General features: G+C 67.1%; 24 protein-coding genes and 1 tRNA gene. 16 read left to right on the forward strand and 9 right to left on the reverse strand.

The annotated features are described in order from the left end of the window. The 3 genes from J0F76_RS13435 to J0F76_RS13445 form a co-directional block, all read right to left on the reverse strand. Positions 1-416: BatA domain-containing protein (locus tag J0F76_RS13435; RefSeq protein WP_242690201.1), on the reverse strand; the 416-nt coding region annotated here is incomplete at its 3' end. 5 nt (positions 417-421) lie between these two features. Continuing rightward, a complete protein-coding gene (locus J0F76_RS13440) occupies positions 422-1,306 on the reverse strand; it encodes a DUF58 domain-containing protein (RefSeq protein WP_207470211.1) in 885 nt (294 codons plus the stop codon). Further along, positions 1,303-2,310, reverse strand: a complete 1,008-nt coding sequence (locus J0F76_RS13445) for an AAA family ATPase (protein WP_207470213.1) — start codon at positions 2,308-2,310, stop codon at positions 1,303-1,305. The genes J0F76_RS13440 and J0F76_RS13445 overlap by 4 nt, the downstream gene beginning before the upstream one ends. 64 nt (positions 2,311-2,374) lie before the next feature. Here J0F76_RS13445 and J0F76_RS13450 point away from each other — a divergent pair, with 64 nt between their 5' ends. The 6 genes from J0F76_RS13450 (at position 2,375) to metK (ending at position 9,629) form a co-directional block, all read left to right on the forward strand. After that, the gene (locus J0F76_RS13450) at positions 2,375-2,917 is read left to right on the forward strand and encodes a DUF1285 domain-containing protein (RefSeq protein ID WP_207470215.1); all 543 of its coding nucleotides are present in this window, start codon (positions 2,375-2,377) and stop codon (positions 2,915-2,917) included. Continuing rightward, a complete protein-coding gene (locus J0F76_RS13455) occupies positions 2,917-3,672 on the forward strand; it encodes a hydroxypyruvate isomerase family protein (RefSeq protein ID WP_207470217.1) in 756 nt (251 codons plus the stop codon). Before J0F76_RS13450 ends, J0F76_RS13455 begins: the two co-directional genes overlap by 1 nt. Positions 3,673-3,979: 307 nt before the next feature. Continuing rightward, positions 3,980-5,800: a translational GTPase TypA gene (typA, locus tag J0F76_RS13460; protein WP_207470218.1), complete on the forward strand. Its 1,821-nt coding sequence runs from the start codon at positions 3,980-3,982 to the stop codon at positions 5,798-5,800. Between the two features lie 273 nt (positions 5,801-6,073). After that, complete coding sequence (locus J0F76_RS20930) at positions 6,074-6,724, forward strand: WHG domain-containing protein (protein ID WP_207470219.1); 651 nt, start codon at positions 6,074-6,076, stop codon at positions 6,722-6,724. Positions 6,725-7,057: 333 nt separating this feature from the next. Next, the gene (gene ahcY / locus J0F76_RS13470) at positions 7,058-8,449 is read left to right on the forward strand and encodes an adenosylhomocysteinase (RefSeq protein WP_207470220.1); all 1,392 of its coding nucleotides are present in this window, start codon (positions 7,058-7,060) and stop codon (positions 8,447-8,449) included. A gap of 4 nt (positions 8,450-8,453) precedes the next feature. Next, on the forward strand, positions 8,454-9,629 hold the full coding sequence (metK, locus tag J0F76_RS13475) for a methionine adenosyltransferase (protein ID WP_207470221.1): 1,176 nt from the start codon (positions 8,454-8,456) through the stop codon (positions 9,627-9,629). A 61-nt stretch (positions 9,630-9,690) separates the two neighbouring features. Here the strand turns inward: metK and J0F76_RS13480 are convergent, their stop codons facing one another. Continuing rightward, on the reverse strand, positions 9,691-10,167 hold the full coding sequence (locus J0F76_RS13480; protein ID WP_207470222.1) for a type II toxin-antitoxin system RatA family toxin: 477 nt from the start codon (positions 10,165-10,167) through the stop codon (positions 9,691-9,693). A 79-nt stretch (positions 10,168-10,246) separates the two neighbouring features. On the opposite strand from J0F76_RS13480, the gene J0F76_RS13485 reads away from it, so the two are divergent. After that, positions 10,247-10,432 (forward strand): hypothetical protein, encoded by a 186-nt coding sequence (locus J0F76_RS13485; RefSeq protein ID WP_207470223.1) that lies wholly within the window; start codon positions 10,247-10,249, stop codon positions 10,430-10,432. Between the two features lie 113 nt (positions 10,433-10,545). Here J0F76_RS13485 and ypfJ read toward each other — a convergent pair whose 3' ends face one another. Next, the gene (gene ypfJ, locus J0F76_RS13490) at positions 10,546-11,391 is read right to left on the reverse strand and encodes a KPN_02809 family neutral zinc metallopeptidase (protein ID WP_207470224.1); all 846 of its coding nucleotides are present in this window, start codon (positions 11,389-11,391) and stop codon (positions 10,546-10,548) included. A gap of 180 nt (positions 11,392-11,571) precedes the next feature. Here ypfJ and J0F76_RS13495 point away from each other — a divergent pair, with 180 nt between their 5' ends. The 3 genes from J0F76_RS13495 (at position 11,572) to J0F76_RS13505 (ending at position 16,006) form a co-directional block, all read left to right on the forward strand. Beyond that, positions 11,572-12,036 carry a disulfide bond formation protein B gene (locus tag J0F76_RS13495; protein ID WP_207470225.1) on the forward strand — a complete coding sequence of 155 codons (465 nt, stop codon included), beginning with the start codon at positions 11,572-11,574 and terminating at the stop codon, positions 12,034-12,036. 171 nt (positions 12,037-12,207) lie between these two features. Beyond that, on the forward strand, positions 12,208-14,892 hold the full coding sequence (gene gyrA / locus J0F76_RS13500) for a DNA gyrase subunit A (RefSeq protein ID WP_207470248.1): 2,685 nt from the start codon (positions 12,208-12,210) through the stop codon (positions 14,890-14,892). 46 nt (positions 14,893-14,938) lie between these two features. Then, on the forward strand, positions 14,939-16,006 hold the full coding sequence (locus J0F76_RS13505; protein ID WP_341351597.1) for an AI-2E family transporter: 1,068 nt from the start codon (positions 14,939-14,941) through the stop codon (positions 16,004-16,006). Between the two features lie 45 nt (positions 16,007-16,051). On the opposite strand, the gene J0F76_RS13510 is transcribed toward J0F76_RS13505, so the two are convergent. The 4 genes from J0F76_RS13510 to J0F76_RS13525 all read right to left on the reverse strand — a co-directional run bounded on the left by J0F76_RS13510 (position 16,052) and on the right by J0F76_RS13525 (position 21,493). After that, entirely contained in the window at positions 16,052-18,469 is a 2,418-nt protein-coding gene (locus tag J0F76_RS13510; RefSeq protein ID WP_207470226.1) for a DUF3772 domain-containing protein, read from the reverse strand. Positions 18,470-18,473: 4 nt separating this feature from the next. Beyond that, entirely contained in the window at positions 18,474-19,505 is a 1,032-nt protein-coding gene (locus tag J0F76_RS13515; RefSeq protein WP_207470227.1) for a cysteine synthase A, read from the reverse strand. Between the two features lie 81 nt (positions 19,506-19,586). After that, the gene (locus tag J0F76_RS13520) at positions 19,587-20,624 is read right to left on the reverse strand and encodes an NUDIX domain-containing protein (RefSeq protein WP_207470228.1); all 1,038 of its coding nucleotides are present in this window, start codon (positions 20,622-20,624) and stop codon (positions 19,587-19,589) included. 14 nt (positions 20,625-20,638) lie between these two features. Continuing rightward, positions 20,639-21,493: a hypothetical protein gene (locus tag J0F76_RS13525; protein WP_207470230.1), complete on the reverse strand. Its 855-nt coding sequence runs from the start codon at positions 21,491-21,493 to the stop codon at positions 20,639-20,641. A 96-nt stretch (positions 21,494-21,589) separates the two neighbouring features. Here J0F76_RS13525 and J0F76_RS13530 point away from each other — a divergent pair. From J0F76_RS13530 to arsH, 6 genes are all read left to right on the forward strand, one after another. Continuing rightward, a tRNA-Ser gene (locus tag J0F76_RS13530) sits at positions 21,590-21,679 on the forward strand. 279 nt (positions 21,680-21,958) lie between these two features. Next, entirely contained in the window at positions 21,959-22,306 is a 348-nt protein-coding gene (locus tag J0F76_RS13535; protein ID WP_207470232.1) for an ArsR/SmtB family transcription factor, read from the forward strand. Then, positions 22,299-22,814: an arsenate reductase ArsC gene (locus J0F76_RS13540; protein ID WP_207470233.1), complete on the forward strand. Its 516-nt coding sequence runs from the start codon at positions 22,299-22,301 to the stop codon at positions 22,812-22,814. The genes J0F76_RS13535 and J0F76_RS13540 overlap by 8 nt, the downstream gene beginning before the upstream one ends. 7 nt (positions 22,815-22,821) lie before the next feature. Continuing rightward, on the forward strand, positions 22,822-23,865 hold the full coding sequence (arsB, locus tag J0F76_RS13545) for an ACR3 family arsenite efflux transporter (protein ID WP_207470234.1): 1,044 nt from the start codon (positions 22,822-22,824) through the stop codon (positions 23,863-23,865). Between the two features lie 10 nt (positions 23,866-23,875). Then, on the forward strand, positions 23,876-24,295 hold the full coding sequence (locus J0F76_RS13550) for an arsenate reductase family protein (RefSeq protein WP_207470235.1): 420 nt from the start codon (positions 23,876-23,878) through the stop codon (positions 24,293-24,295). Further along, positions 24,288-25,001 carry an arsenical resistance protein ArsH gene (gene arsH / locus J0F76_RS13555; RefSeq protein ID WP_207470238.1) on the forward strand — a complete coding sequence of 238 codons (714 nt, stop codon included), beginning with the start codon at positions 24,288-24,290 and terminating at the stop codon, positions 24,999-25,001. The genes J0F76_RS13550 and arsH overlap by 8 nt, the downstream gene beginning before the upstream one ends. Positions 25,002-25,174: the final 173 nt, after the last annotated feature.

The raw sequence follows: 25,174 nt of genomic DNA on the forward strand, positions 1-25,174 counted from the left end.
GATGTGTATAAGAGACAGGCCAGCATCAGCGCGGCGGGGCGGCCGTTGGCGGCGGCGTCGGACAGCGCGGCCTCGGCACGGGTCAGGCGGGCGGGCCAATCGGGGGCCGCGGCCCATCCGGCGTCCAGCACCACCAGCAGGGGACCGGACTGGCCGGTCGGGACCACCGGCTTCCAGCTTGGCCCGGCAAAGGCCAGGATCATCCCGGCCACCGTAGCCAGCCGCAGCAACAGCAGCCACCACGGCGTGCGCCGGGCGACCGGCACCTTGTCGATCAGCCCGCGCAGCAGGGCGACGCCGGGAAAGGCGACCTGCCGGGGCGCGGGCGGCATGGCGCGCAGGATCACCCACAGCACCGGCAGCGCGATCAGCGCCGTCAGCACCCAGGGGGCCGCGAAGCCTATGGGGCCCAGCATCAGCATCAGCCCGCAAGCACCTGATAAAGCCAGGTCAAGGCCATGGCGGGGGGCAGGCCGGTCGTGTGATGGCCGAAATGCCAGCCTGCCCCCTCGGCCCGGCGGCGCAGCCAGTCGCGGCGTTCCGCCAGCCGCGCCAGATAGGCATCCCGCAAGCCCCCCGCATCGCGGCTGTCATGGCGCATGGCGCCCGACAGGGACCGGAACAGGACCGCGCCGGACCAGGGAAACACCTCCTCGTCGGGGTCCAGCACCTGCATCAGGACGCCGGTGACGCCCAGGCCGGACGCGCGGGCCAGCAGCGCATCGACCCAGGCCGGGTCGCCCAGGAAATCGGACAGGATCACCAGCCGCTGGTTCGGGCGCAGCACGTCGAGGGGCGGCGCGTCGTCGTCGCCAGCCTGCAGGCGCCCTGCGGCGATCTGTTCCGCCAGCCGTTCGGCCTGCACCCGGCCCGCGCGGGCGGGCTGGCCCAGCAGGCCCACCTTCTCGCCGCCGCGCAGCAGGACCATCGCCAGCGCCAGTGCCAGCAGATGCGCCCGGTCCGCCTTGGTCGGGCGGTCCGGGGCGCCCGCATACCCCATCCCCTGCCCGGCCGAAACCCAAAGCGCCACGGCCTGCGCCGTCTGCGCCTCTCGGTCGCGGACGAACTGCGCGTCCGACCGGGCGGACCGGCGCCAGTCGATGGCGCGGGCGCTGTCGCCCTGGCTGGCGGGGCGGTATTGCCAGAAATCCTCGCCCGGTCCGCCGCGCCGAAGGCCATGCGCGCCGGGGGCGACCATCGCCGCCAGGCGTTCGGCCGACAGGATCAGCGCGGGCAGGTGGGCGCTTGCCGCTTGCGCGCCCGAGCGGAGATTGGCGGCGCGACGCTCGGCGGGGTTGGCGCTCATGCGGCGCGACGGGTGCCGAGGCGGTCGTCCAGAAGCCGAACGATCACGCCGTCCACGGTTTCGCCCCGCGCGCGGGCGGCGAAGGACAGCGCCATGCGATGGCGCAGGACAGGGGCGGCCATCGCCTCGACATCCTCCAGCGTGGGGGCGAAGCGGCCGTTCAGCACGGCGCGGGCGCGCGTGACCAGCATCAGGGCCTGAGCCGCGCGCGGCCCCGGCCCCCAGACCAGCGTATCGCCCAGGAAGCCCGCCTGCTCGGCCGCGCCGGGACGGCAGGCGCGGACCAGATCCAGGATCGATTCCACCACCGCCTCGCCCACCGGCATCTGGCGGATCAGGCGCTGCGCGGCAATCAGGCTGTCAGCGTCGAAGGCCGCATGGGCGCGCGCGTCCTCGACCCCGGTGGTGGCCAGCAGGATCGCGCGTTCGGTGTCGCGGTCGGGGTAATCCACGTCGATCTGCAGCAGGAAGCGGTCAAGCTGCGCCTCGGGCAGCGGATAGGTGCCTTCCTGCTCAATGGGGTTCTGGGTCGCCAGGACGTGGAACGGTCGGCCCAGCGGGCGATGCTGGCCGCTGATCGTGACCTCGCGTTCCTGCATCGCCTGCAGCAGCGCGGACTGGGTGCGGGGGGACGCGCGGTTGATCTCGTCCGCCATCAGAAGCTGGGTGAAGACCGGCCCCTCGATGAAGCGGAAGGCGCGGCTGCCGTCGGGCAGGACGTCCAGCACCTCGGACCCCAGGATGTCGGCGGGCATCAGGTCGGGGGTGAACTGGATCCGCTGGCTGTCCAGCCCCAGGACCGTGGACAGGGTATCGACCAGCATGGTCTTGCCAAGGCCGGGCTGGCCCACCAGCAGCGCGTGGCCGCCCGACAGGATCGCGGCCAGGACCTGCTCCACGACCTCGTGCTGGCCCACGAAGCGGCGCTCGATGCTGGTGCGGGCATCGCCAAGGGCCTGCGCAAGCTGTTCGACCTGACTGACCAGAATCTCATCCGAAGCCATGACAATGCCCCTTCGCTGCTCTAAACCGGACCATAAGAGGATATGCGAAAGGCGACTACAGGGAATGGCAGATCGCGGTGACAAAGCTGTGAGCGCCGAGGGCATTGCCGCCGCGGCCAGCAAGGCTGCCAAGGGCGGGCCGGCGCCGGTGCATCTGTGGAACCCGCCCTTCTGCGGCGACCTGGACATGGAAATCCGCGCCGACGGCACCTGGTTCTATCAGGGAACGCCCATCGGGCGCCCCGCCATGGTGCGGCTGTTTTCCACCATCCTCAAGCGCGAGGGCGACCGCTTCTTCCTGGTCACGCCGGTCGAGAAGGTCGGCATCCGCGTGGTGGACGCGCCTTTCATTGCCGTCGATGCGGACATCCGGACCGACAGCGTGACCTTTATCACCAATGTCGGCGACCAGGTCACGGCGGGTCCGGACAGCCCCATTATCCTTCGCGGCGACGCGGACGAGCCGCGCCCCTATGTCCATGTCAGGGCCGGGCTGGAAGCCCTGATCGACCGCAAGACCTTCTACCGCCTTGCCGCCGCCGCGACCGAGGATGCGGGCCGCGCCGGCATCAGATCGGGCGGCGTCTTCTTTCCGTTGGAGCCCTGATGCCTCGCTTTGCAGCCAACCTGACGATGCTGTTCACCGAACTGCCGATGCTGGAGCGATTCGCTGCCGCCGCCGAGGCAGGCTTCGAGGGCATCGAGATCCTGTTCCCCTACGACATCGCCGCGCGCGACCTGTCCCGGGCGGCCATCTCGGCCGGGCTTGATTTCGTGCTGATGAACGCCCCGCCGCCGAACTGGGCAGGCGGCCCGCGCGGCTTCGCCGCCGAGCCGGGCCGCGAGGACCGCTTCCGCAGCGACTTCGACCGGGCCGTCCGCTTTGCCGAGGCCTTGCGGGCGCGCCATATCCACATCATGGCGGGCTATGCCCAGGGCGACGAGGCGCGCGAAACCTTCACCCGGAACCTGTCCTGGGCAGCCGAGCGCGCGCCCCATGTCAGCCTGACCATCGAGCCGCTGAACCCCGCGGACCAGCCCGGCTATTTCCTGGCCGATTTCGACCTTGCGGCCGACTTGATCGCCGAGGTGGGCGCGCCGAATCTGGGGCTGCAATTCGACACCTATCATGCGCAGCTGATCACCGGGGACGCCATGGCCGCGTGGCGCAGGCACGCGGGGATCACCCGCCACATCCAGATCGCGGGCTTGCCGGGGCGGCACGAGCCTGCGGGCGGGATGATCGACTATCCGGGCTTTTTCGCCGCGCTGGACCGGTCGGGATACAAGGGATGGGTCAGCGCGGAATACAATCCCGCCTCGCTGACGACGCAGGGACTCGGCTGGTTGCCCCGCCCCTGATCCGGGAAGACGTGAACGGTGGGAACCATAAGCAGATCAAATTGTTGAACGGACAATCCCGTCACGGGACACCGGACAGGCGGCGCCTTCCCGGATAGGCACGTGGCAGTCAACAGCAAGGAGCGTTGCCATGAACTCGATCATCTACATCGTCGGCCTGGTCGTCATCGTCCTGTTCATCCTGTCCTTCCTGGGACTGCGCTGAGGCCGATCGGCGGCGCCTGCCCGGACGGCACGGCGCCGCGATTGCATCTGGCCTTTTCGGCGACTTTTCTGTAGGGCGACCGCGAATTGAAAAGGGTCGCTCATGGATATCCGCAATATCGCCATTATTGCTCACGTTGACCACGGCAAGACGACGCTGGTCGACCAGCTGCTGCGGCAATCCGGGGCATTCCGGGAAAACCAGGCCGTCGCCGAACGGGCGATGGACAGCAACGACATCGAACGCGAACGCGGCATCACCATCCTGGCCAAGGCAACCTCGGTCGAATGGAAAGGCACGCGCATCAACATCGTGGACACGCCCGGCCACGCCGACTTCGGCGGAGAGGTCGAGCGCATCCTGTCCATGGTCGATGGCGTCTGCCTGCTGGTCGATGCCGCCGAAGGCCCGATGCCGCAGACCAAGTTCGTGACCTCGAAGGCGCTGGCCCTGGGCCTGCGCCCCATCGTGGTGCTGAACAAGGTGGACAAGCCCGCCGCCGAACCCGACAACGCCCTGAACGACGTCTTCGACCTGTTCGCCAACCTGGGCGCGAATGACGAACAGCTCGACTTCCCGCATGTCTATGCCTCGGGCATCGGCGGCTGGGCGGACGAGACGCTGGACGGCCCGCGCAAGGACATGTCGGCGCTGTTCGACCTGATCCTGAGCCATGTCCAGCCGCCGAAGCAGATCGCCCGCACGGACGAGCCGTTCCAGATGCTTGCCACGACGCTTAGCGCCGATCCCTTCCTTGGCCGCCTTCTGACCGGCCGGGTCGAGGCGGGCCGCGCCAAGGCGGGCGATACCGTCAAGGCGCTGTCGCGCGACGGCGAGCGGATCGAGCAGTTCCGCATCTCCAAGGTGCTGGCCTTCCGCGGCCTGACCCAGACCCCCATCGACGAGGCGCAGGCGGGTGACATCGTGACGCTGGCCGGCATGTCCAAGGCCACCGTCGCCGACACCCTCTGCGCGTTGGAGGTCGACACCGCCCTGCCCGCCCAACCGATTGACCCGCCGACCATCAGCGTGACCTTCGGCATCAACGACAGCCCGCTGGCCGGTCAGGACGGCAAGAAGGTCCAGTCCCGCGTCATCCGCGAACGCCTGATGCGCGAGGCCGAGGTCAACGTGGCCATCAAGGTCGAGGACACGCCGGGCGGCGACGCCTTTGTCGTCTCGGGCCGGGGCGAATTGCAGATGGGCGTGCTGATCGAGAACATGCGCCGCGAGGGCTTCGAGCTGTCGATCTCGCGTCCCCGCGTCATCTTCCGCGAGGAGGATGGCCAGCGCCTGGAACCCGTCGAGGAGGTCATCATCGACGTCGATGACGACTACACCGGCGTGGTCATCGAGAAGCTGACCGGCGAACGCAAGGGCGACATGGTGGACATGCGCCCGGCGGGCCACGGCAAGACGCGGATCGTGGCCCACGTGCCGTCGCGCGGCCTGATCGGCTATCATGGCGAGTTCATGACCGACACGCGCGGCAACGGCGTGCTGAACCGCATCTTCCACGGCTGGACCCCCTACAAGGGTTCCATCCAGGGCCGCCGCCAGGGCGTTCTCATCAGCATGGAGGACGGCGTGTCCGTCGCCTATGCGCTGTGGAACCTGGAGGACCGGGGCAAGATGTTCATCGGCGCGCAGGAGCAGCTTTACCAGGGCATGATCATCGGCGAACACTCGCGCGACAACGACCTGGAAGTGAACCCGCTCAAGGGCAAGAAGCTGACCAACGTCCGCGCCTCGGGCACGGACGAGGCCGTGCGCCTGACGCCTCCGGTCCGCATGTCGCTGGAAGAGGCCATCGCCTATATCAACGACGACGAACTGGTCGAGGTCACGCCCAAGAACATCCGCCTGCGCAAGCGCTATCTGGACCCGCACGAGCGCAAGCGCCAGGCGCGTTCCGAGGGCTGATCGCCTTCCCCAGGGTCAACCTGTCGATTTAGCGAAGTTCGCCGCCATCCCGGGGCGTGCTAGGCTGGTCGGATCAAACCCATGCCGGGATGGTTGGCGGATGCAGGTGTTGACGGGACCTTCAGGCGTTCCGGTTCCCCCATGCAAGGCGACGCGACCGCTCGCATGGGACGGAACCACATCGACAGGTAAGGGTTCATGTTTCGGGGAGAACGATCGGCTTCGGGCCGACCCGTTTCCCTCGTCATGAACGCCGTCAGGCAGGAACGCAGGGTGAGCAAGCACGACGACATCATGAGAGGGCTTGGCCTGCACGGTCAGGCCGTCCTTGCGACCATCGAGATGATGGTGGATCTGGGCAAGCGCGATCCGGATCTGGACCATGTCGCCGAACGCATCGGAATACCCGCTGACGATCTGCGCCGGATCTTCCCGGACAACCACAGTCTTCTGGTCGCGGTTGCCGAACAGGCCCTGATGCGGCTGATGGATTCCTGCACCAAGGCCATCGTCAGGATCAACCCCGACGATGCCGTCGCCCAGTTCCTGGCGCTTGGCAATGCCTATGTCCGCTGGGCGGCCGAACACCGGATGCAGTTCCGGCTGATCACCGGCCACCCGTCGCTGGACGTGATGCACATCCCCGAATTGCGCCGCTATCTGGATTCGGTCGTGGATCTCATGACGCGGATGCTGGAGCGGGCGCGGGATGCCGGCCGCCTGCGCGACGACGAGAACATCGCAATGATCGTGCTGTCCTCTCAGACCTTCGCCTATGGGCTGGCACGGATGGTTGTCGATGGCAGGCTGGAGGGGTGGTTCCCCTCCAAGGACCCGCTCGAGGCCGCCGAACTGGCAATGGCGGATTTCGTGCAGCGGTTTGCGCGGGCCGCCACGAAGCGCCAGTCCCTGGGCGGGCGATAGGGTCGCGTCGGGATCGGGGCCGCATTTTTAGCCATGCTTATTCAAGTTCAATGACGCGGCAGGACTGATCCCCGCATCCTCTTAATCGAATTTTGACACTGGTCTGGCAACCTTTCGCTTGCCGATGGTCATCGGCGACCATCGATGCGAGGGCTTGTCGCAGGAAAGGAAGGCGGTCAGCGCACTGCCGCCTTCCGGGCTGCGGCGGATCTGGGGTTCCGCCGCAGCCACCTTGCCCGTGACGGGGCATGGGTCATGCGGCCGGCCCTTTTCGCTTTCGATTACAGCATCCATCGGCTATCCGATGAGGGAAACAGAAGCGAAAGACGAGCCGTGACCGATTACATCATTCGCGACATTGCCTTGGCCGATTTCGGCCGCAAGGAACTGGACATCGCCGAAACCGAAATGCCGGGCCTGATGGCGCTGCGGGCGGAATATGGCACGGCAAAGCCCCTGTCGGGCGCCCGGATCGCGGGCAGCCTGCACATGACGGTCCAGACCGCCGTGCTGATCGAGACGCTGACCGCGCTTGGCGCCGATGTCCGCTGGGCATCGTGCAACATCTACTCGACCCAGGACCACGCCGCCGCCGCCATCGCGGCATCCGGCGTGCCCGTCTTCGCCGTCAAGGGCGAGACGCTGGCCGAATACTGGGCCTATACCGACCGCATCTTCCAGTTCGCCGAGGGAACGGCGAACATGATCCTGGACGATGGCGGCGACGCGACCATGTATGTCCTTCTGGGCGCGCGGGTCGAGGCGGGCGAGACCGGCCTCATCGACGTGCCGACCAGCGAGGAGGAAGAGGCCCTGTTCGCCCAGATCCGCAGGCGTCTGGCCGAAACCCCCGGCTGGTTCGCCCGTCAGCGCGACGCCATCAAGGGCGTTTCCGAGGAAACCACCACCGGCGTCCACCGCCTGTACGACCTGCACAAGAAGGGCCTTTTGCCCTTCCCCGCGATCAACGTGAACGACAGCGTCACCAAATCGAAATTCGACAACAAGTACGGCTGCAAGGAATCGCTGGTGGACGGCATCCGTCGCGCCACCGACACGATGATGGCGGGCAAGGTCGCCGTCGTCTGCGGCTATGGCGACGTGGGCAAGGGCTCGGCCGCGTCCCTGCGCGGCGCGGGCGCGCGGGTGAAGGTCACGGAAGTCGATCCGATCTGCGCCCTGCAGGCCGCGATGGACGGGTTCGAGGTCGTGCTGCTGGAGGATGTGGCCGAAACCGCCGACATCTTCGTCACCACCACCGGCAACAAGGACGTCATCCGCATCGAGCATATGCGCGCGATGAAGGACATGGCGATCGTCGGCAACATCGGCCATTTCGACAACGAGATCCAGGTCGCGGCGCTGCGCAACCACAAGTGGACCAACATCAAGGACCAGGTTGACATGATCGAGATGCCTTCGGGCAACCGCATCATCCTGCTGTCGCAAGGCCGCCTGCTGAACCTGGGCAACGCCACGGGCCATCCGTCCTTCGTGATGTCGGCCAGCTTCACCAACCAGGTGCTGGCGCAGATCGAGTTGTGGACCAAGGGCGGGGAATATGCGCCGGGCGTCTATATCCTGCCCAAGGCGCTGGACGAAAAGGTGGCGCGGCTGCATCTGGACAAGGTGGGCGCCAAGCTGACAGAATTGTCGCGCGAACAGGCCGACTACATCGGCGTGACGCCCGAAGGTCCCTTCAAATCAGATCATTACCGGTATTGAGTCCATGGAATATTCCCTGTTCACGTCGGAGTCCGTTTCCGAGGGCCACCCCGACAAGATCGCCGACCAGATTTCGGACGCCATCCTCGACGCCATCCTGGCCGAGGACCCGCGCGCCCGCGTCGCCTGCGAGACCATGGTCAAGACCGGCGTCGCCATCATCTCGGGCGAGATCTCGACGAATGCCTGGGTCGATCTGGAATCGATCGTTCGCGGCGTCATCAACGACATCGGCTATACGTCGTCGGACGTCGGCTTCGACGGCTCGACCTGCTCGGTCATCAACATCATCGGCAAGCAGTCGCCCGAGATCAACCAGGGCGTCGACCGCGACAACCTTGAGGACCAAGGCGCGGGCGACCAGGGGCTGATGTTCGGCTATGCCTCGGACGAGACCGACGTGCTGATGCCCGCGCCGATCACCTATGCGCACCGGCTGGTGGAACGGCAATCCAAGGTCCGCCGCGACGGCACGCTGAAATGGCTGCGCCCGGACGCGAAATCGCAGGTGACGCTGCGCTATGGCGCCGACGGCCGCCCCGAGGCGATCGACGCGGTGGTGCTGTCCACGCAGCACAATCCGGAAATCACGCTGTCCGACCTGCGCGAAGCGGTGATTGAGGAGATCATCAAGCCTGTCCTGCCCGCCGAATGGCTGTCGGACAACACCAAGTACTTCATCAACCCGACCGGCAAGTTCGTGATCGGCGGGCCGGTGGGCGATTGCGGGCTGACGGGCCGCAAGATCATCGTCGACAGCTATGGCGGCATGGCACGGCACGGCGGCGGGGCGTTTTCGGGCAAGGATCCCTCCAAGGTGGACCGTTCGGCGGCCTATGCGGGTCGCTGGGTCGCCAAGAACATCGTGGCCGCCGGCCTTGCCAGCCGGTGCGAGATCCAGGTGAGCTATGCCATCGGCGAGGCGCAGCCGACCTCGATTTCGCTGAACACCTTCGGGACCGAGACGGTGGCCCATGACAGGATCGTGGCGGCGGTGCGCGAGGTCTTCGACCTGCGGCCCTTCGCGATCATCCGCGACCTGGACCTGCTGCACCCGATCTATCGCCCGACGGCCAGCTATGGCCATTTCGGGCGGCAGCCCTATCAGTTGAACCGGGGAACGGCGTTCAGCTGGGAAAAGACGGACCGGGCCGACGACCTGAAGGCGGCGCTGAGCTGAACCGGCGGAAGGGGGGCGCTGCCCCCCTGACCCCCCGGGATATTTGGACCAAGATGAAGGATCAGGCCTCGCCTGCCCCGTAAAGCACCTTTGCCCGTGCCTCGAACGCGCGGACGATCCGCACCATGGCTTCGTGGAACACGACCCCGATCAGCTTTTGCAGGATCATGTTCTTGAACTCGAAATCGACAAAGAAATCGACGCGGCAGCCGCCCTCGGGGCGGTCGGTGAAGGTCCAGCCGCTGCGCATGTACTTGAACGGGCCGTCCAGGTATTCCGTGTCGATCTTCAGCGCGCCGGTTTCGGGATCGGCGGGCCACAGCACCACGCGGCTGCCGAAGCGTTCGCGGAATACCTTGAAGCTGATGACCAGGTCGGCGGCGATCTCCTCGGACCCGTCGGGGCGGGGTTGGCGCGACCGGATGCGGGCGGCGCTGTTCCAAGGCAGGAACTGGGGATAGCTTTCGATATCGGCAACCAGGTCGAACATCTGCCGGGCGCTATAGGGAAGGTCGCGGGAATCCTGATGGTTCGGCAATGGTCTCTCGCAGGGTTCGGTCTTGAAAGGCGACGGGGACTCTGATCGAGTCGCCCCGGTCTAGCAGGAGGCCATCGCCATGAACAACCTGATCTGGCTGCTTCGCGCGTCGAAATGGGCCCGAAATCCGCCAAGTGCGCGCATGGTCAGGCTGGTGCTGCTGATCATCGCGGCGGGGCTGGCGATTGCCGCGCTGGAGTGGCTTGACCTGTGGCCGGACTGGGCGCGTATGGAAAAGGCTCCCCGGCCCAGGATACCGCACTAGCGGCGCGCGCGAACGGGAACGCGGCGCGATTCGGGATGGCGGGCCATGGCGGCAAGGCCCAGGGTCAGAACGGTCAGGATCGTCAGCATGGTCTTTCCTTTCCCTGCGGCGGGCTACAGCCCTGCCGCCTTGAACGTGTCGCACTGGGCCATGTCGCCCGAGTTGAAGCCGCGCATCAGCCATTCCTGCCGCTGCGCCGCGCTGCCATGGGTGAAGCTGTCGGGCACCGGGGTCCGGCCCGCGTTCGACTGGATCACGTCGTCGCCCACGGCCTCGGCCGCGCCCATGGCTTCCTCAAGGTCGCCTTCCTCAAGCGTGCCGAAGCGTTGCTGGGCATGGCGCGCCCAGATGCCGGCATAGCAATCCGCCTGAAGCTCGGTCAGGACCGAGACCTGGTTGGCGTCGCGTTCGCCGAGCTGGCCGCGCTGGCGCGTCGTCTCGGCCAGGGTGCCGGTCAGGTTCTGGACATGGTGGCCGATCTCGTGCGCGATGACATAGGCATAGGCGAAGTCGCCCCCGGCCCCCATGCGGCCGGCCATCATGTCGAAGAAGTCGGTGTCCAGATAGACCCTCTGGTCGCCCGGGCAATAGAACGGCCCCATGGCCGAGGACGCGCCCCCGCAGGCGGACTGCACGACGCCGCTGAACAGGACCAGCTTCGGGTCCACGTAATCGATGCCCGCCTGTTCCGGCAGGACCGGCGCCCAGACCTCCTCGGTGTCGGCCAGAACGACGGAAACGAATTCGCCCCATTGCTGGTCTTCCTCGGACAACGGGCGGCCCTGCTGGGTCTGGCCCTGGTCAAGCCCCTGGACGATGGGGGAGATGTCGATGCCGAAGAAATACCCCACCGCCAGGATCGCCAGCATCCCCACGACGCCGACGCCCCCTGCCCCGGCCGCGCCCATGCCGCGCCGATCCTCGATATTGCCGCTGCCGCGCCGACCACGCCATTGCATGAGCCATCACCTCCGTTGCCCCGAAGCGCGGGGCTGTCATCAGCGAAACACCAGCCCGTTCCCGCAGGTTCCGCAGGGTGCCCCGGATCGCGATGATCACAGCGCCGCGACAACTTCGCAAGATGCTTGACGCCGCCGTCGCGCGGGCCGATCCACGGGGTAAACCGAGGACAGAGGATCATGGACGGACGACAACTTTCCCTGCTGGCCGGGGCCGGATCGGCGGCGCTTCTGATTGCCGCGCTTGGCTTTCAGGCGGCGGGGTATGCGCCCTGCGAATTGTGCATCCTGCAACGCTGGCCCCATGTCGCGGCGGCTGTGGTGGCCCTGCTGGTCTGGTGGACGGGCCGGGTGCGGGGGCTGGCGCTGCTGGGCATGGTCGCGGCAGGCATCGCGGCCGGCCTTGCGCTTTACCACACCGGGGTGGAGCTGAAGCTGTGGCAGGGCCCGACGCATTGTTCGGGCACCGTGGGCAACCTGGCCAGCATGTCCGCGCAAGAGCTGATGACGCGGCTGCAGAACGCCCCGGTGGTCCGCTGCGACGAGGTCGCCTGGCGTTTTCTGGGCCTGTCGATGGCGGCCTGGAACGCGGTCTTCTCGGCGGGGCTGGCGGTGGTCTGGGGGCTGGCTGCGAAACGGACGTAAGGTGGGGTTTCACCCCTCCGAACACCCCCGCAAACATTGCCCCCACGGGTGATGTCGCCTATATGTAACCCAACAAGATGTTGAGGAAATCCCGTGGCCGACACCCCCGAAGACGACCTGCCCGAGACCCCCGAGGCGGGCGATGACAACGGCGCCCCGGCGCGCCAGGTGATGCATCACGACGGCCCGGTGATCGACATCAGCTCCGAGATGCGGACCTCGTATCTGGACTATGCCATGTCGGTCATCGTCAGCCGGGCCATCCCCGACCTGCGCGACGGGTTGAAGCCGGTCCATCGCCGCATCCTTTACGCCATGGACGAAAGCGGCAACACGCCCGACAAGGCCTATCGCAAGTCCGCGCGCCCCGTGGGCGACGTGATGGGGAAGTACCACCCGCATGGCGACGCGGCGATCTATGACGCGCTGGTCCGCATGGCGCAGGACTTCTCCATGTCGCTGCCGCTGCTGGACGGGCAGGGCAACTTCGGCTCCATGGACGGCGATCCCCCCGCCGCCATGCGATACACCGAGGTTCGCATGGACAAGCCCGCGAACTTCCTGCTGATGGACATCGACAAGGACACGGTCGATTTCCAGGACAACTACGACGGCAAGGACCGCGAGCCGACCGTCCTGCCCGCGCGCTTCCCGAACATGCTGGTCAACGGCGCGGGCGGCATTGCCGTCGGCATGGCGACCAACATCCCGCCGCATAACCTGGGCGAGATCGTGGATGCCACGCTGGCCCTGATCGAGAACCCGGACCTGCCGACCGAGCGCATCCTGGAGATCGTGCCCGGCCCCGACTTCCCGACCGGCGCGCTGATCCTGGGCCGGTCCGGCGCGCGCAAGGCGTATCTGGAGGGCCGCGGCAGCGTCATCATCCGCGCCAAGACGCATATCGAGGAACTGCGCAAGGACCGCTGGGCCATCGTCGTGGACGAGGTTCCCTATCAGGTCAACAAGGCCAGCCTGATCGAACGCATCGCGGAACTGGCCAAGGAAAAGCGCGTCGAAGGCATCGCCTCGGTTCAGGACGAATCCGACCGGCAGGGCGTGCGCGTCGTGGTCGAACTCAAGCGCGACGCGACCCCGGACGTGGTGCTGAACCAGTTGTTCCGGTTCACCTCGCTGCAGACCAGCTTCGGCTGCAACATGCTGGCGCTGAACGGCGGCCGTCCGGAACAACTGACGCTGCGCGACTTCCTGACCTACTTCATCAGCTTCCGCGAGGAAGTGGTCGCCCGTCGCACGGCCTATGAACTGCGCAAGGCGCGTGAACGCAGCCATGTGCTGTGCGGCCTGGCCGTGGCGGTCAGCAATGTCGATGAGGTGGTGGCGACGATCCGGTCCTCGGCCGACGCCGCCGAGGCGCGCGAACGGCTGATGGAACGCCGCTGGCCCGCCCATGACATCCTGGAATACCTGCGCCTGATCGACGATCCGCTGCATCCGGTGAACGACGACGGCACCTACAACCTGTCGGAAACCCAGGCCCGCGCCATCCTGGACCTGCGCCTGCAGCGCCTGACCCAGCTTGGCGTGCAGGAAGTGACCGAGGAATTGGCGCAGCTTGCCGAATCCATCCGCGACTACCTGGCGATCCTGGGGTCGCGCGACCGCATCATGGGCATCATCAGCGACGAGCTGCGCGAAATCCGCGACCTGTTCGCCGTCCCCCGCCGCACCGAGATCACCGAATGGTCCGGCGACATGGAGGACGAGGACCTGATCGAGCGCGAGGACATGGTCGTCACCATCACCTCGGGCGGCTACATCAAGCGCACGGCCTTGGCCGAGTTCCGCAGCCAGCGGCGCGGCGGCAAGGGCCTGTCGGGGATGGCGACCAAGGAGGACGACGTCGTCACCACCCTGTTCGTCGCCAACACCCATACCGAACTGCTGTTCTTCACCACCGACGGCATGGTCTATCGCCTCAAGACCTGGCGGCTGCCTCTGGGCGGACGGACCGCCAAGGGCAAGGCCATCGTCAACATCCTGCCGATCGAGCCGGGCGTGTCCATCGCCGCGCTGATGCCCGTCGACGCGCCGGAAACGGAATGGGAGAACTATCAGGCGGTCTTCGCCACCTCGGAAGGCGATGTCCGGCGCAACGCGCTGTCGGATTTCACCAACGTCAAGTCGAACGGCAAGATCGCCATGAAGCTGCCCGAGAGCGTGGAACTGGTGGGCGTCCGCATGGCGACGGAAGGCGACGACGTGATGCTGGTCACGGATTCGGGCCGGGCGATCCGTTTCCCGACGACCGACGTGCGCGTCTTCAAGGGCCGCGATTCGACGGGCGTGCGGGGCATCCGTCTGTCCAACGGCGACCGCGTGGTCAGCATGTCCGTGATCCGGCATTTCGAGGCCGACCCGGCGGAACGCGCCGCCTATCTGAAGATGCGCCGCGCGGTGGCCGGCGCGCTGGATGACGGGGCCGAGGCCGACGAGGACGAGGACACCGTGGCCGAGGGCAGCATCACCCAGGAACGCTATGCCCAGATGTCGGCGGCCGAGGATCTGATCCTGACCATCACCGCGAACGGTGCGGGCAAGATCAGCTCCAGCCACGACTATCCCGTGCGCGGGCGCGGCGGCCAGGGTGTGATGGCGATGGACAAGGCCATGCGCGGCGGCGCCCTGGTGGCCAGCTTCCCGGTTGAGATGGACGACCAGATCATGCTGGCGACCTCGACCGGGCAGTCGATCCGGGTGCCGGTGGACGGCATCAGCTTCCGGTCGCGCAGCGCGGGGGGTGTCAGGGTCTTCAGCACGGCGCAGGGCGAGGAAGTCGTCTCGGTCGCGCGGATCGCCGAACAGGGCGACGGCGAGGAACCGGCCGACGTATGAACCAAGGCCCGGCAGCGCGCCGGGCCTTTTTCACACGAGGAACAGCGTGACCCCATCCAGCGAAGATGTGCTGCGGCAAAGGCTCCAGACCGGGTTCCTGGGCATCATCGCCTTTTCGCTGATCCTGTTCCTGCTGTTCCAGGCGCGCTTCGTGCTGATCTGCCTGGCCATCGCGATCATCCTGTTCTCGCTGACCTCGGACGCGATCCAGGCGATCTCGACGCGGCTGAAGGTGCCGAACTGGCTGGCGACCACGCTGGCGCTGATCGGCATCACCCTGGGGCTGATCTGGCTGTCCACCACGATCATGTCCCAGGTGAACGAGGTCGTGGGCCGCGCCATCGCCTATGCGGAATCGGTCCAGATGGCGCTGACCGCGCTGATCGAACGCTTCGGACCCGACGCGCAGACCCGCCTATTGGCCGCGATGACCGAAATCAACATCACCGGCTGGCTGCGCTCGCTTGCGGGGCAGGCATCGGGGCTGTTGTCAGGCAGCCTGCTGGTGATCCTGTTCGTGGGCTTCATGTTCGCCGAACGGACCTGGATGCCGGTCAAGGTCGAGCGGCTGACGGGCGATCCGATGCAAGCCGCCCGGATACGGCAGATCATGGCCTCGATCATGCGGCGGGTGAACCGCTACCTGGTGGTCAAGACCTTCGTCAGCGCGCTGACGGCGGTGTCGGTCTGGCTGATCTTCGTGCTGGGCCGGCTGGAACTGGCCGCCGCCGTGGCATGGCTGACCTTCGTGCTGAACTTCATTCCCAACATCGGCTCGATCATCGCCTGGGGGATCACGGTCGCCCTGGCCTTCGTGCTGACCGGCGATCCGACCACCACCATCGTCGTCGGCGCCACCTGCATGATCGTGCATTTCGTGGTGGGCAATATCCTGGACCCGATGCTGACGGGCCAGACGCTGCAACTGTCGTCCTTCGGCATCATCCTGTCGCTGGCCTTCTGGGGGGCGATCTGGGGCATCGCCGGGGCCTTCCTGGCCGTGCCGATCATGGTGGCGGTCATGATCGTCTGCTGGCACGTCCCCTGGCTGCGTCCCGTGGCGATCCTTCTGTCGCGCGAGGGACTGGCCGACAACGACACCGCCGTCCGCTGACGGCCCCCTTGCGCGGGCGGACCTCTGCCCGGATCTCCGCCGGCCTCAGCGGCTGATGGTTTCGTTTTCCGCTGATGCCCGGGATTCCTCCGCATCGTCGCGCAGCCTTGCGCGCTCGGCCACGGCATTTCTCAGGGCCTCGGGGTTGCGCAGCCAGATGTCGCGCTGCGCATAGGGGATCTCGATCCCTTCCTCGGCGAAGCGTTCGACGATGCGATGGTTGATCTCGTTCTGGACGCTGCCCTTGCCGTTCACGTCGGTCACGACGACGTACATGCTGAAGTTCAGACCGTCCGCGCCGAAGCCGCTGAAGGCCACGAAGGGCGCGGGGTCGATGGTGGCGGTCGGCTGATCCTCGGCGATCTCGCGCAGGATCTCGGCGACGCGGCGGGTGTCGCTGCCATAGGCCACGCTGACATTGATGGTGACGCGCCCCATCAGGCTGCCGCGCGTCCAGTTGGTCACCTGCTGGGTGATCAGGTCGCCGTTGGGGATGATCACCTGCTGCCGGTCGAATGTCTCGATCTGCGTCGACCGGACCGAGATGCGCCGCACGGTGCCCTGCTGGGTTCCGACGCTGATCCAGTCGCCGACGCCCACCGGGCGCTCGATCAGCAGGATGATGCCGGACACGAAGTTCTGCACGATGTTCTGCAGGCCGAAACCGATGCCGACCGACAGGGCACCCGCGACGATGGCCAGCGACGACAGGTTGATCCCCGCCGAGGAGATCGCCATCATCGCCGCCAGCACGATGCCGACGTAGCCTATGCCCGACACGACGGCGTTCTGCCCGCCCGCGTCCAGCTTCGTCTTGGGCAGGACCGAGTTGCGTAACGCGCCCTGCACGCCTCGGGTGATGGAATAGCCGATCGCGAAGACCACGATGAACATCAGCACCGCGCCGGGCGACAGGCGCACCCCGCCCAGCGTCACCCCCTGGCGGAAACGGACCCAGTATTCCGCAAGCTCGTTGACCGATGCGCCCCAGATCAGCATGAAGACCGGCACCGACAGCACCACCAGGGCAAAGCCGATCAGCAGGGGCGCCAAGCCCTCGCGCGCGCCTTCCTGCCCGCGCTTGAGCATGTTGAACACGTCGGCGATGAAGTCCTGCAGCAGCACCAGCAGCCCGATCAGCGCCAGCGACTGAAGCCAGGGCCAGGTGGCCAGATTGCCCAGGTTGACAAAGCCGAGGGACGTCAGCGCCACGGCCAGGATGCTGACGATGCGCGTCAGCTTTCCGGCCCAGGCCAGGACGCGGTGGCGATAGGCGGCGTTGGCCCTGTCCGACCAGGGCTTCAGCCGCCGCAAGAGGTTGCCCAGCTTGAACAACAGGGCCGCCGCGACGGTGATCAGGACGAAGTTGTAGACGACAGCGGCCTCTTCCGCGAAATCCAGGGGAATGCGCTGAAGGCTGCCGCTGCGCTCGGCCAGGCCGGACAGGGGCAGGAAGGCTTGCGAGGCGACATAGTGGACCGCGAAGACCAGGGCGACCGCGTTGGTCAGCCAGCGCGCCTGCTGCCGGTCCCGGGGGTTCATGTTGATCGTGTCGTAGTTGATCGACTGGCCGGGAAACAGCTGGCGCGCCAGCCAGGCGCTGCCGAACAGGATCACGCCCGCGCCCGGCAGGGCTTCCAGGAAGGGCCGCGTCCAGGGACCAAAGACGGCCGTTGCCGTCAGGGCGCTGACCAGCAGGTAGATCCCCACCATCGGCAGGATGATCTGCAGCAGCGACACGACAAAGGTGACGGCCGCACGGGAATAGTCGCTGGTGCGCGTGGAGATGCGGCGCGGCAGCGTTTCGACCCAGTGCCTGCCGATGGTCAGCAGCACAAGGGCCGTGACCAGATAGCCCAGCACATGAGGCAGGCGCGGCTTCAACTCGGGCCAGGTCGCCCGTTCCGCGATGCGCTGTCCGGTGTTTTCCGCGATCCCCGAGAAAAGGCGCCGTGTCTCGGACGCCGCCGCCAGCCAGTTCGCGGGCAGCAAGGGAGAGGTCGATTGCTGCGCCATCTGACTGGCCGCGCGCAGGGCCAGGCTGTCGTCGATCTGGCGGATGATGGCATCGGCGCGGCTGAACGCCTCGACCGCCGCCAGGCGCGGGGCCTGAACTTCCGAAAGCTGCTTTTGCAGGTCGGCCCGTCGCGTGGCGATGTCCTCGGCCTCGGTCGCGCCTTCGGCGGGCGCCGGGCCCAGCGCCGCGATCTGGGTTTCCAGCGTGGCGATGCGTTCCCGGTTGACGCCCTGGGCTTCCTCGAAGCGCCGGCGCCAGTCCACGATGTCGGCGCGGATCGAATCCAGCTGCGCCGTCGCGGTGTCGGGGTTGCCGGTCAGCTGCTCGGCCTGGGTGGCGACCTGATCCCAGCGGGCATAGTCCGGCAGCGGCGCGTCCTGGGCCCAGGCGGGCGACATGGCAAGGGCAAGCACTGTCAGGACGACAGCCAGAAACGCGCGGATCATGAGGTCAGCCTTCGTAAACTTCGGGGATGTCGGGTGCTTCGCGCGTCAGCCAGCCGGGCACGGGCAGCCCCTTGGCGCGCAGGAAGTCCGGATTGAACAGCTTGGTCTGGTAGCGGTTGCCGTAGTCGCACAGCACCGTGACGATGGTATGACCGGGGCCCATGTCGCGCGCCATGCGGATCGCGCCCGCGACATTGACGCCCGACGACCCGCCCAGGCACAGACCTTCATGTTCCAGCAGGTCGAAGACGACCGGCAGCGCCTCGTCATCGGGGATGCGATAGCTGAAGTCGGGGGTGAAACCCTCCAGGTTGGCGGTGATGCGCCCCTGCCCGATGCCTTCGGTGATCGAGCTTCCGGGCGCGTCGAACTCCCCGGTGGTATAGAAGGAATGCAGGGCCGCGCCCTCGGGGTCGGCCAGGCCCATCTTCACGCCCTTGTGCTGCAGCGCCATGGCAACGCCCGCCAGCGTGCCGCCCGACCCGACCGCGCAGATGAAGCCGTCCACCTTGCCGCCGGTCTGTTCCCAGATCTCGGGTCCGGTGGTTTCCAGGTGCGCCTGGCGGTTCGCCACGTTGTCGAACTGGTTGGCCCAGATCGCGCCGTTGGGTTCCGTGCGCGCCAGCGCCTCGGCCAGGCGGCCGGAATAGCGGACATAGTTGTTGGGGTTCTTGTAGGGCGCGGCGGGAACCTCGACCAGGGTGGCGCCGGCCAGCCGCAGCATGTCCTTCTTTTCCTGGCTTTGCGTCTCGGGGATGACGATCACCGACCGAAAGCCCATCGCGGCGCCCACAAGGGCAAGCCCGATCCCGGTATTGCCCGCCGTGCCTTCGACGATGGTGCCGCCCGGACGCAACTCGCCCCGCGCCACCGCGTCGCGGATGATGTACAGCGCGGCACGGTCCTTGACCGACTGGCCGGGGTTCATGAACTCGGCCTTGCCCAGGATCTCGCAGCCCGTCGCCTCGCTGGCCTGGCGCAGGCGGATCAGGGGCGTGTTGCCGATCATGTCGGCCAGGTCGGGGCAAATTCGCATGGTCAAGCAACCTTCCGGTCAGGATCAAGTTCCGCGTTACCTACACAGGACCGGCGCCGAGGCACAACCCCGCCGGTCCGCTCAGGCCATTCCCAGTTCGGCGCGGATCGCCTCGTGGCGCCGGTCAAGCCACAGCGCGATCATCGCCAGCGGACCGTTCGTCAGCTGCCCCTCCATCGCCATGCGGGTCAGGTCGGCGCGATCGACCAGGTGGCCGCGGATATCCTCGGCCTCGCTTTCCAGGCCATGCACGCCCTCGACCCCGTCGGGCAGATCGGCGATGCCGACATAGAGATACAGGTATTCGCCAAGCACGCCAGGGCTGGGGTAATGGTGGATCGCCGGGAACATCCGGGTGACGGACAGGTTCGCCTCCTCCCGGGCCTCGCGGCGGGCGGCCTCCTCGACGGTTTCGCCGGCGTCGATCCGGCCCGCGACCGTTTCCAGAAGCCAGGGCTGGGGATCGTGGCGCAGAAGCGGCGCGGTCCGGAACTGCTCGATCAGCAGCACGCGGTCGCGGACCGGGTCCCAAGGCAGCAGCACGACCGCGTCGCCCGAGGCCAGCACCTCGCGCCGCACGGTGGGCGTCATGCCGCCGTCGTGGGTGCGATGGCGCAACTGGCTGACCTTGACCGCGAAAAATCCGGAATAGGCTTCCTCCTGCCCGACGATCTGCACGTCCTGCGGTTCGCGCCTTTCCACCAGGGAGCCGCCGGAATACGGCCCCTGCACCCCACGCAGTTCCGATGCCGCCAGAACCCCCATCGCCGGCAGGCGCCGGGCGACAGCGTCCGCCGGCAGGTCGGCGGGCGCCGCCAGGACGTGCCGCGCAATGGCCGCGGCCAGGTCGGCCTGCGGCTCTCCCTCGGCAGCGCCCGCGCCAAGTCCCAGGACATCGTCCTGCGGCACAAGGCCCATCACCCGGGCATAGCGGTCCAGCGCCGGGTTGGGCAGAACGCGCATGGCCGCCACGGTCCCCTGCCCCGGCACCAGCCTGGGCCATCCGTTCCGGTCGATCCCCGCCCGCGCGCCGCCCGCCAGCCTGCCGGGAAGGCTTTGGGGCACCCCGGTCAGGCCCAGGACCTCCAGCAGGCGCGCATCCGCAAGAATGCCCGCCAACAGAACACTGCCGGTCACAGCTGGCGCCCGCGCAATTCGGTCGCCGCCGCCAGCCCCATGTCGCGGGATGTCCGTCCCAGCACCGCGTCGAAGCCCGCGAACATCAGCCGCGACAACGCCCGCCCCTCGTCCGATCCGGCAAAGACGATATAAGCGTCCAGTTCCGCGTCCGTCAGCGAGGAATAGGCCAGGAACAGATAGGCCCCGATCCAGTCCTCGGCATCGGCGCGCATCTGCGGTTCCTGGGACCAGGCATCCTCGATGATCTGCTGTTCGGACAAGGGCATCGGAAAGCCGCCGCCTTCCTGGAACCCGGTCGAAAAGGCGATGGCCGCATTGAGCCCGCCCTCGACGTTCGGCTCGACCAGGTCGGCGACCTCGATCAGCCGCGCGATCTGCGCGGCCCGGGGGCTTTTCTGCCGCACCGCCTGCACGAAGGCGTCCCGTGCCGCCGCATCGACATCCTCGTCCAGCATCGCCACGCGGGCCGAAGCCTCCAGCGCCAGCAGCCGCCGTCCGAAGGCCGTGCGATAGAAATCCAGCCCCGCCTGCACCTTCCGGGGGTCCGCCCCCGGCACGGCCTGGGCCAGGCCGCCCAGGAACAAGGCCTTGATCCGCGCGGGATGGTGAAGCGCCGCGACCTTCGACAGCCACAGCCCCGTCCCGCCGCGCGGAAACATGGTGGCCGCCATCTCGGCCCCCTCGGCCACGGCCTCGTCGCGCAGGATCGGTGCCAGCAGGTCCAGTTGCATGACCTCCCACACGGTCTCGGCGGCCTGGACCTGCTGCCGGGGGGACGGGGCGGTCTGCTGCCCATGACCCGGCCCGGCCAGGGCGATCAGCAGGCTCAGACATAAAAACCGAAGCATTCGGCATCCTTTCCTGACACAGGCGTTTTTTTCGACAAAACCCCTTGCGCTTCAAGCCCTACCTCTCTAAATCCCCGCCTCACCACCCAAAAGCGCGGAGAGGTGCCGGAGTGGTCGAACGGGGCGGTCTCGAAAACCGTTGAGCCTTCACGGGTTCCGTGGGTTCGAATCCCACCCTCTCCGCCACTATATTCTGATCTTGTCGGAAATTTCGCACTGCGCCGTCGAAGCTGCGCTACGGCCGTCTTGTTGCAGAGGGCAGCGCGCGGTTGCCGCGCTGACAGGTTTCTGTTGAAGCCGGACTGACAGGATTTGCAGTGCCTGCTGGTCAGGCGGTGTCTCCAACCCTCTCTTGACTATCACGCAGATCACTCTCTGTTGTTCTCAGGAGGATTGATGATCCCATCTGCCCCCCGGACGGAGATACGGCTTGCAATTCGCAATTATTTCCATTAAACATGAAATATGGAAAAGAATACTGTTCTCGGCTCGCTCGCGGCCCTTGCCCATGATATGCGGCTGGATGTCTTTCGCCTCCTGGTGAAAGCCGGTCCGGACGGGATGGCCGCGGGCGAGATCGCCTCGATGCTGGACGTCCGGGCGAACACGCTGTCGAACAACCTGACCGTTCTGGCTGCGGCGGGGCTGGTCCGCTCGGCGCGCGAGGGGCGCTCGATCCGGTATTTCGCCAACATGGACCGGATGCGCGCGTTGCTGGGCTTCCTTCTGGAGGACTGCTGCGGCGGCCGGCCCGAGATATGCCAGCCCGTGCTGGACCAGATCACCTGCAACTGCCGAGGATGCCATGCCTGACAAGACCTACAACGTCCTGTTCCTCTGCACCGGAAACTCGGCCCGCTCGATCATGGCCGAGGCGATCCTCAACGCCCGGGGCCAAGGCCGCTTCCATGCCTTTTCGGCCGGGTCCATGCCGAAGGGCGAGGTCCATCCCCTGGCCCTGCATCTGCTCGAACGGCTCGGGCACGATACCGCCGGGCTTCGTTCCAAAAGCTGGGACGAATTCGCGCGCCCCGATGCGCCCCGGATGGATTTCGTCTTCACCGTCTGCGACGACGCGGCCGAGGAAGTCTGCCCCGTCTGGCCGGGCCAGCCGATAACGGCCCATTGGGGGGTCGCCGATCCCGCCCGGGCTTCCGGGCATCCGGCCGAGCAGGGACTGGCCTTCGGCGAGGCCTACAAGGTGCTGGAGCGGCGCATCTCGCTTTTCACCAGCCTTCCGCTTGCCTCGATCGACCGCATGTCGCTGCAACACCATGTCGCCGAGATCGGGAACAGCGACGCAATCCCGTCGGAGGGCTGAACGCGACATGACTGATTCCTGCAGGGCCGACGGCGCCAGCCCCCTGGGCATGTTCGAGCGCGGGCTGACGCTGTGGGTGGCGCTGGCGATGGTCGCCGGAATGGCCATCGGGACCATGGCGCCCGGGCTGATCCATGCCGTGGCGGGGGCCGAGGTGGGATCCATCAACCTTGTCGTCGCGGTGCTGATCTGGGCCATGGTCTATCCGATGATGGTCAATGTCGATTTCGGCGCCGTCGCCGGGGTCGCGCGTCAGCCGCAGGGCCTGCTGATCACGCTGGCGATCAACTGGCTGATCAAGCCCTTCACCATGGCGGCCCTGGCGGTGCTGTTCTTCGAGGGTGTCTTCGCGCCCTGGATCGCGCCTGCCGACGCCCAACAGTACATTGCCGGGCTGATCCTGCTGGGGGCGGCGCCCTGCACGGCCATGGTCTTCGTCTGGTCGCAGCTCACCCGCGGGGACGCGACCTATACCCTGGTGCAGGTTTCGGTCAACGACCTGGTCATGGTGTTGGCCTTCGCGCCCATCGTGGCCGTGCTGCTGGGCGTAAGCGACATCGCCGTTCCCTGGCGGACGCTGGTGCTGGCGACGCTGCTTTACGTGGTGCTGCCGCTGGGGGCCGGGCTGCTGACGCGCCGCGCCCTGGGAAGCCAGGCCGCGATCGAGGCTTTCTCGCACCGCATCAAGCCCTGGTCGATCCTGGGCCTGATCGCCACGGTCGCGATCCTCTTCGGCCTGCAGGGGCAGGTGATCCTGGACAATCCCCTTGTCATCCTTCTGATCGCCGTCCCCATCACGATCCAGAGCTATGGCATCTTCGCCCTGGCCTATGGCGCGGCCTGGGCGCTGCGCGTGCCCCACCGCATCGCCGCCCCCTGCGCCATGATCGGGACGTCGAACTTCTTCGAACTGGCGGTGGCGGTGGCGATCAGCCTGTTCGGCCTGCATTCGGGCGCGGCGCTGGCGACGGTCGTCGGCGTCCTGGTCGAGGTCCCGGTGATGCTGTCCCTGGTCGCCTTCGCCAACCGCACCCGCAGCCGCTTTGCCTGAGGAGGCCGCGTTGATCGTCATCCACCACAATCCCGGCTGCGGCACCTCGCGCAACGTGCTGAACATCATCCGGGCCTCGGGGGCCGAGCCTGTCGTGATAGACTATCTGGCCGAGGGCTGGACCCGGCCGCAGCTTCTGGCCCTGTTCGCCGCGGCAGGCCTGACCCCCCGCGACGCGCTGCGGGTCACGGAATCGACCGCCGCCGAACCGGGCCTGCTTGGCGACGACACCAGCGACGACGCGATCCTTGATGCGATGGTGCGGCACCCGGCACTGGTCAATCGCCCCATCGTCGCCTCGCCAAGGGGCGTGCGACTGTGCCGTCCTTCGGAAAGGGTGCTGCCGTTGCTGGATCGGCTGCCGCCCGGGCCGCTTTGCAAGGAGGACGGCCAGATGATCCCCAACGAAAAGGGCGAGATCCTTGTCTGACCTGCCGAACCTCACGCCCGGCGCCTTCCGGCCGGTCGATCCGTCCGCGCTGTTCCCCGCCACGCGCAGCAGCCACAAGCCGCGCATCCTGCTGCTCTACGGCTCGCTGCGCGAGCGCAGCTTTTCCCGCTTCGCCGCCGAGGAGGCGGCGCGGCTGCTGCAGGCCTTCGGCGCCGAGCCCCGGCTGTTCGACCCGCATGGCCTGCCCCTGGTGGACGAGGCCCCGGCCGACCACCCCAAGGTTGCCGAACTGCGCGACCTCGTCGGCTGGTGCGAGGGCATGGTCTGGTCCTCGCCCGAGCGTCATGGCGCGATGTCGGGGGTCATGAAGACCCAGATCGACTGGATTCCCCTGTCGCTGGGCGGCGTGCGCCCGACCCAGGGCAAGACGCTGGCCGTGATGCAGGTCTGCGGCGGCAGCCAAAGCTTCAACACGGTCAACCAGCTGCGGATTCTCGGCCGCTGGATGCGCCTGCTGACCATCCCGAACCAGTCCTCGGTCGCGAAGGCCTGGGACGAGTTCGACGAAGCGGGCCGGATGAAGCCCTCGTCTTATTACGACCGGATCGTGGACGTGATGGAGGAACTGGTGCGTTTCACCCTGCTGACCCGCGACATCCGTGACCTTCTGGTGGACCGCTATTCCGAACGCGTCGAAAGCCACGAGGCGCTGTCGAGGCGCGTCAACCAGGTCAAGGCCGTCTGAAGCCGGATTGCAGGGAACCGCGGGCTTGCAGTCGGGCTGCTTCAGGCGGGGCTGGAAATCAGGCTGTCGTCGTCGCTGGCAGCAAAGGCCATGCCCTTCGACAGGCCAGTACACTGCGACAAGACTCAGGGTGACACGAAGCCTCTGCCGGCCGAGGATGGCCCCGCAGGAAC

Source organism: Paracoccus fontiphilus, assembly GCF_017356265.1.
GTDB lineage: Bacteria > Pseudomonadota > Alphaproteobacteria > Rhodobacterales > Rhodobacteraceae > Paracoccus > Paracoccus fontiphilus.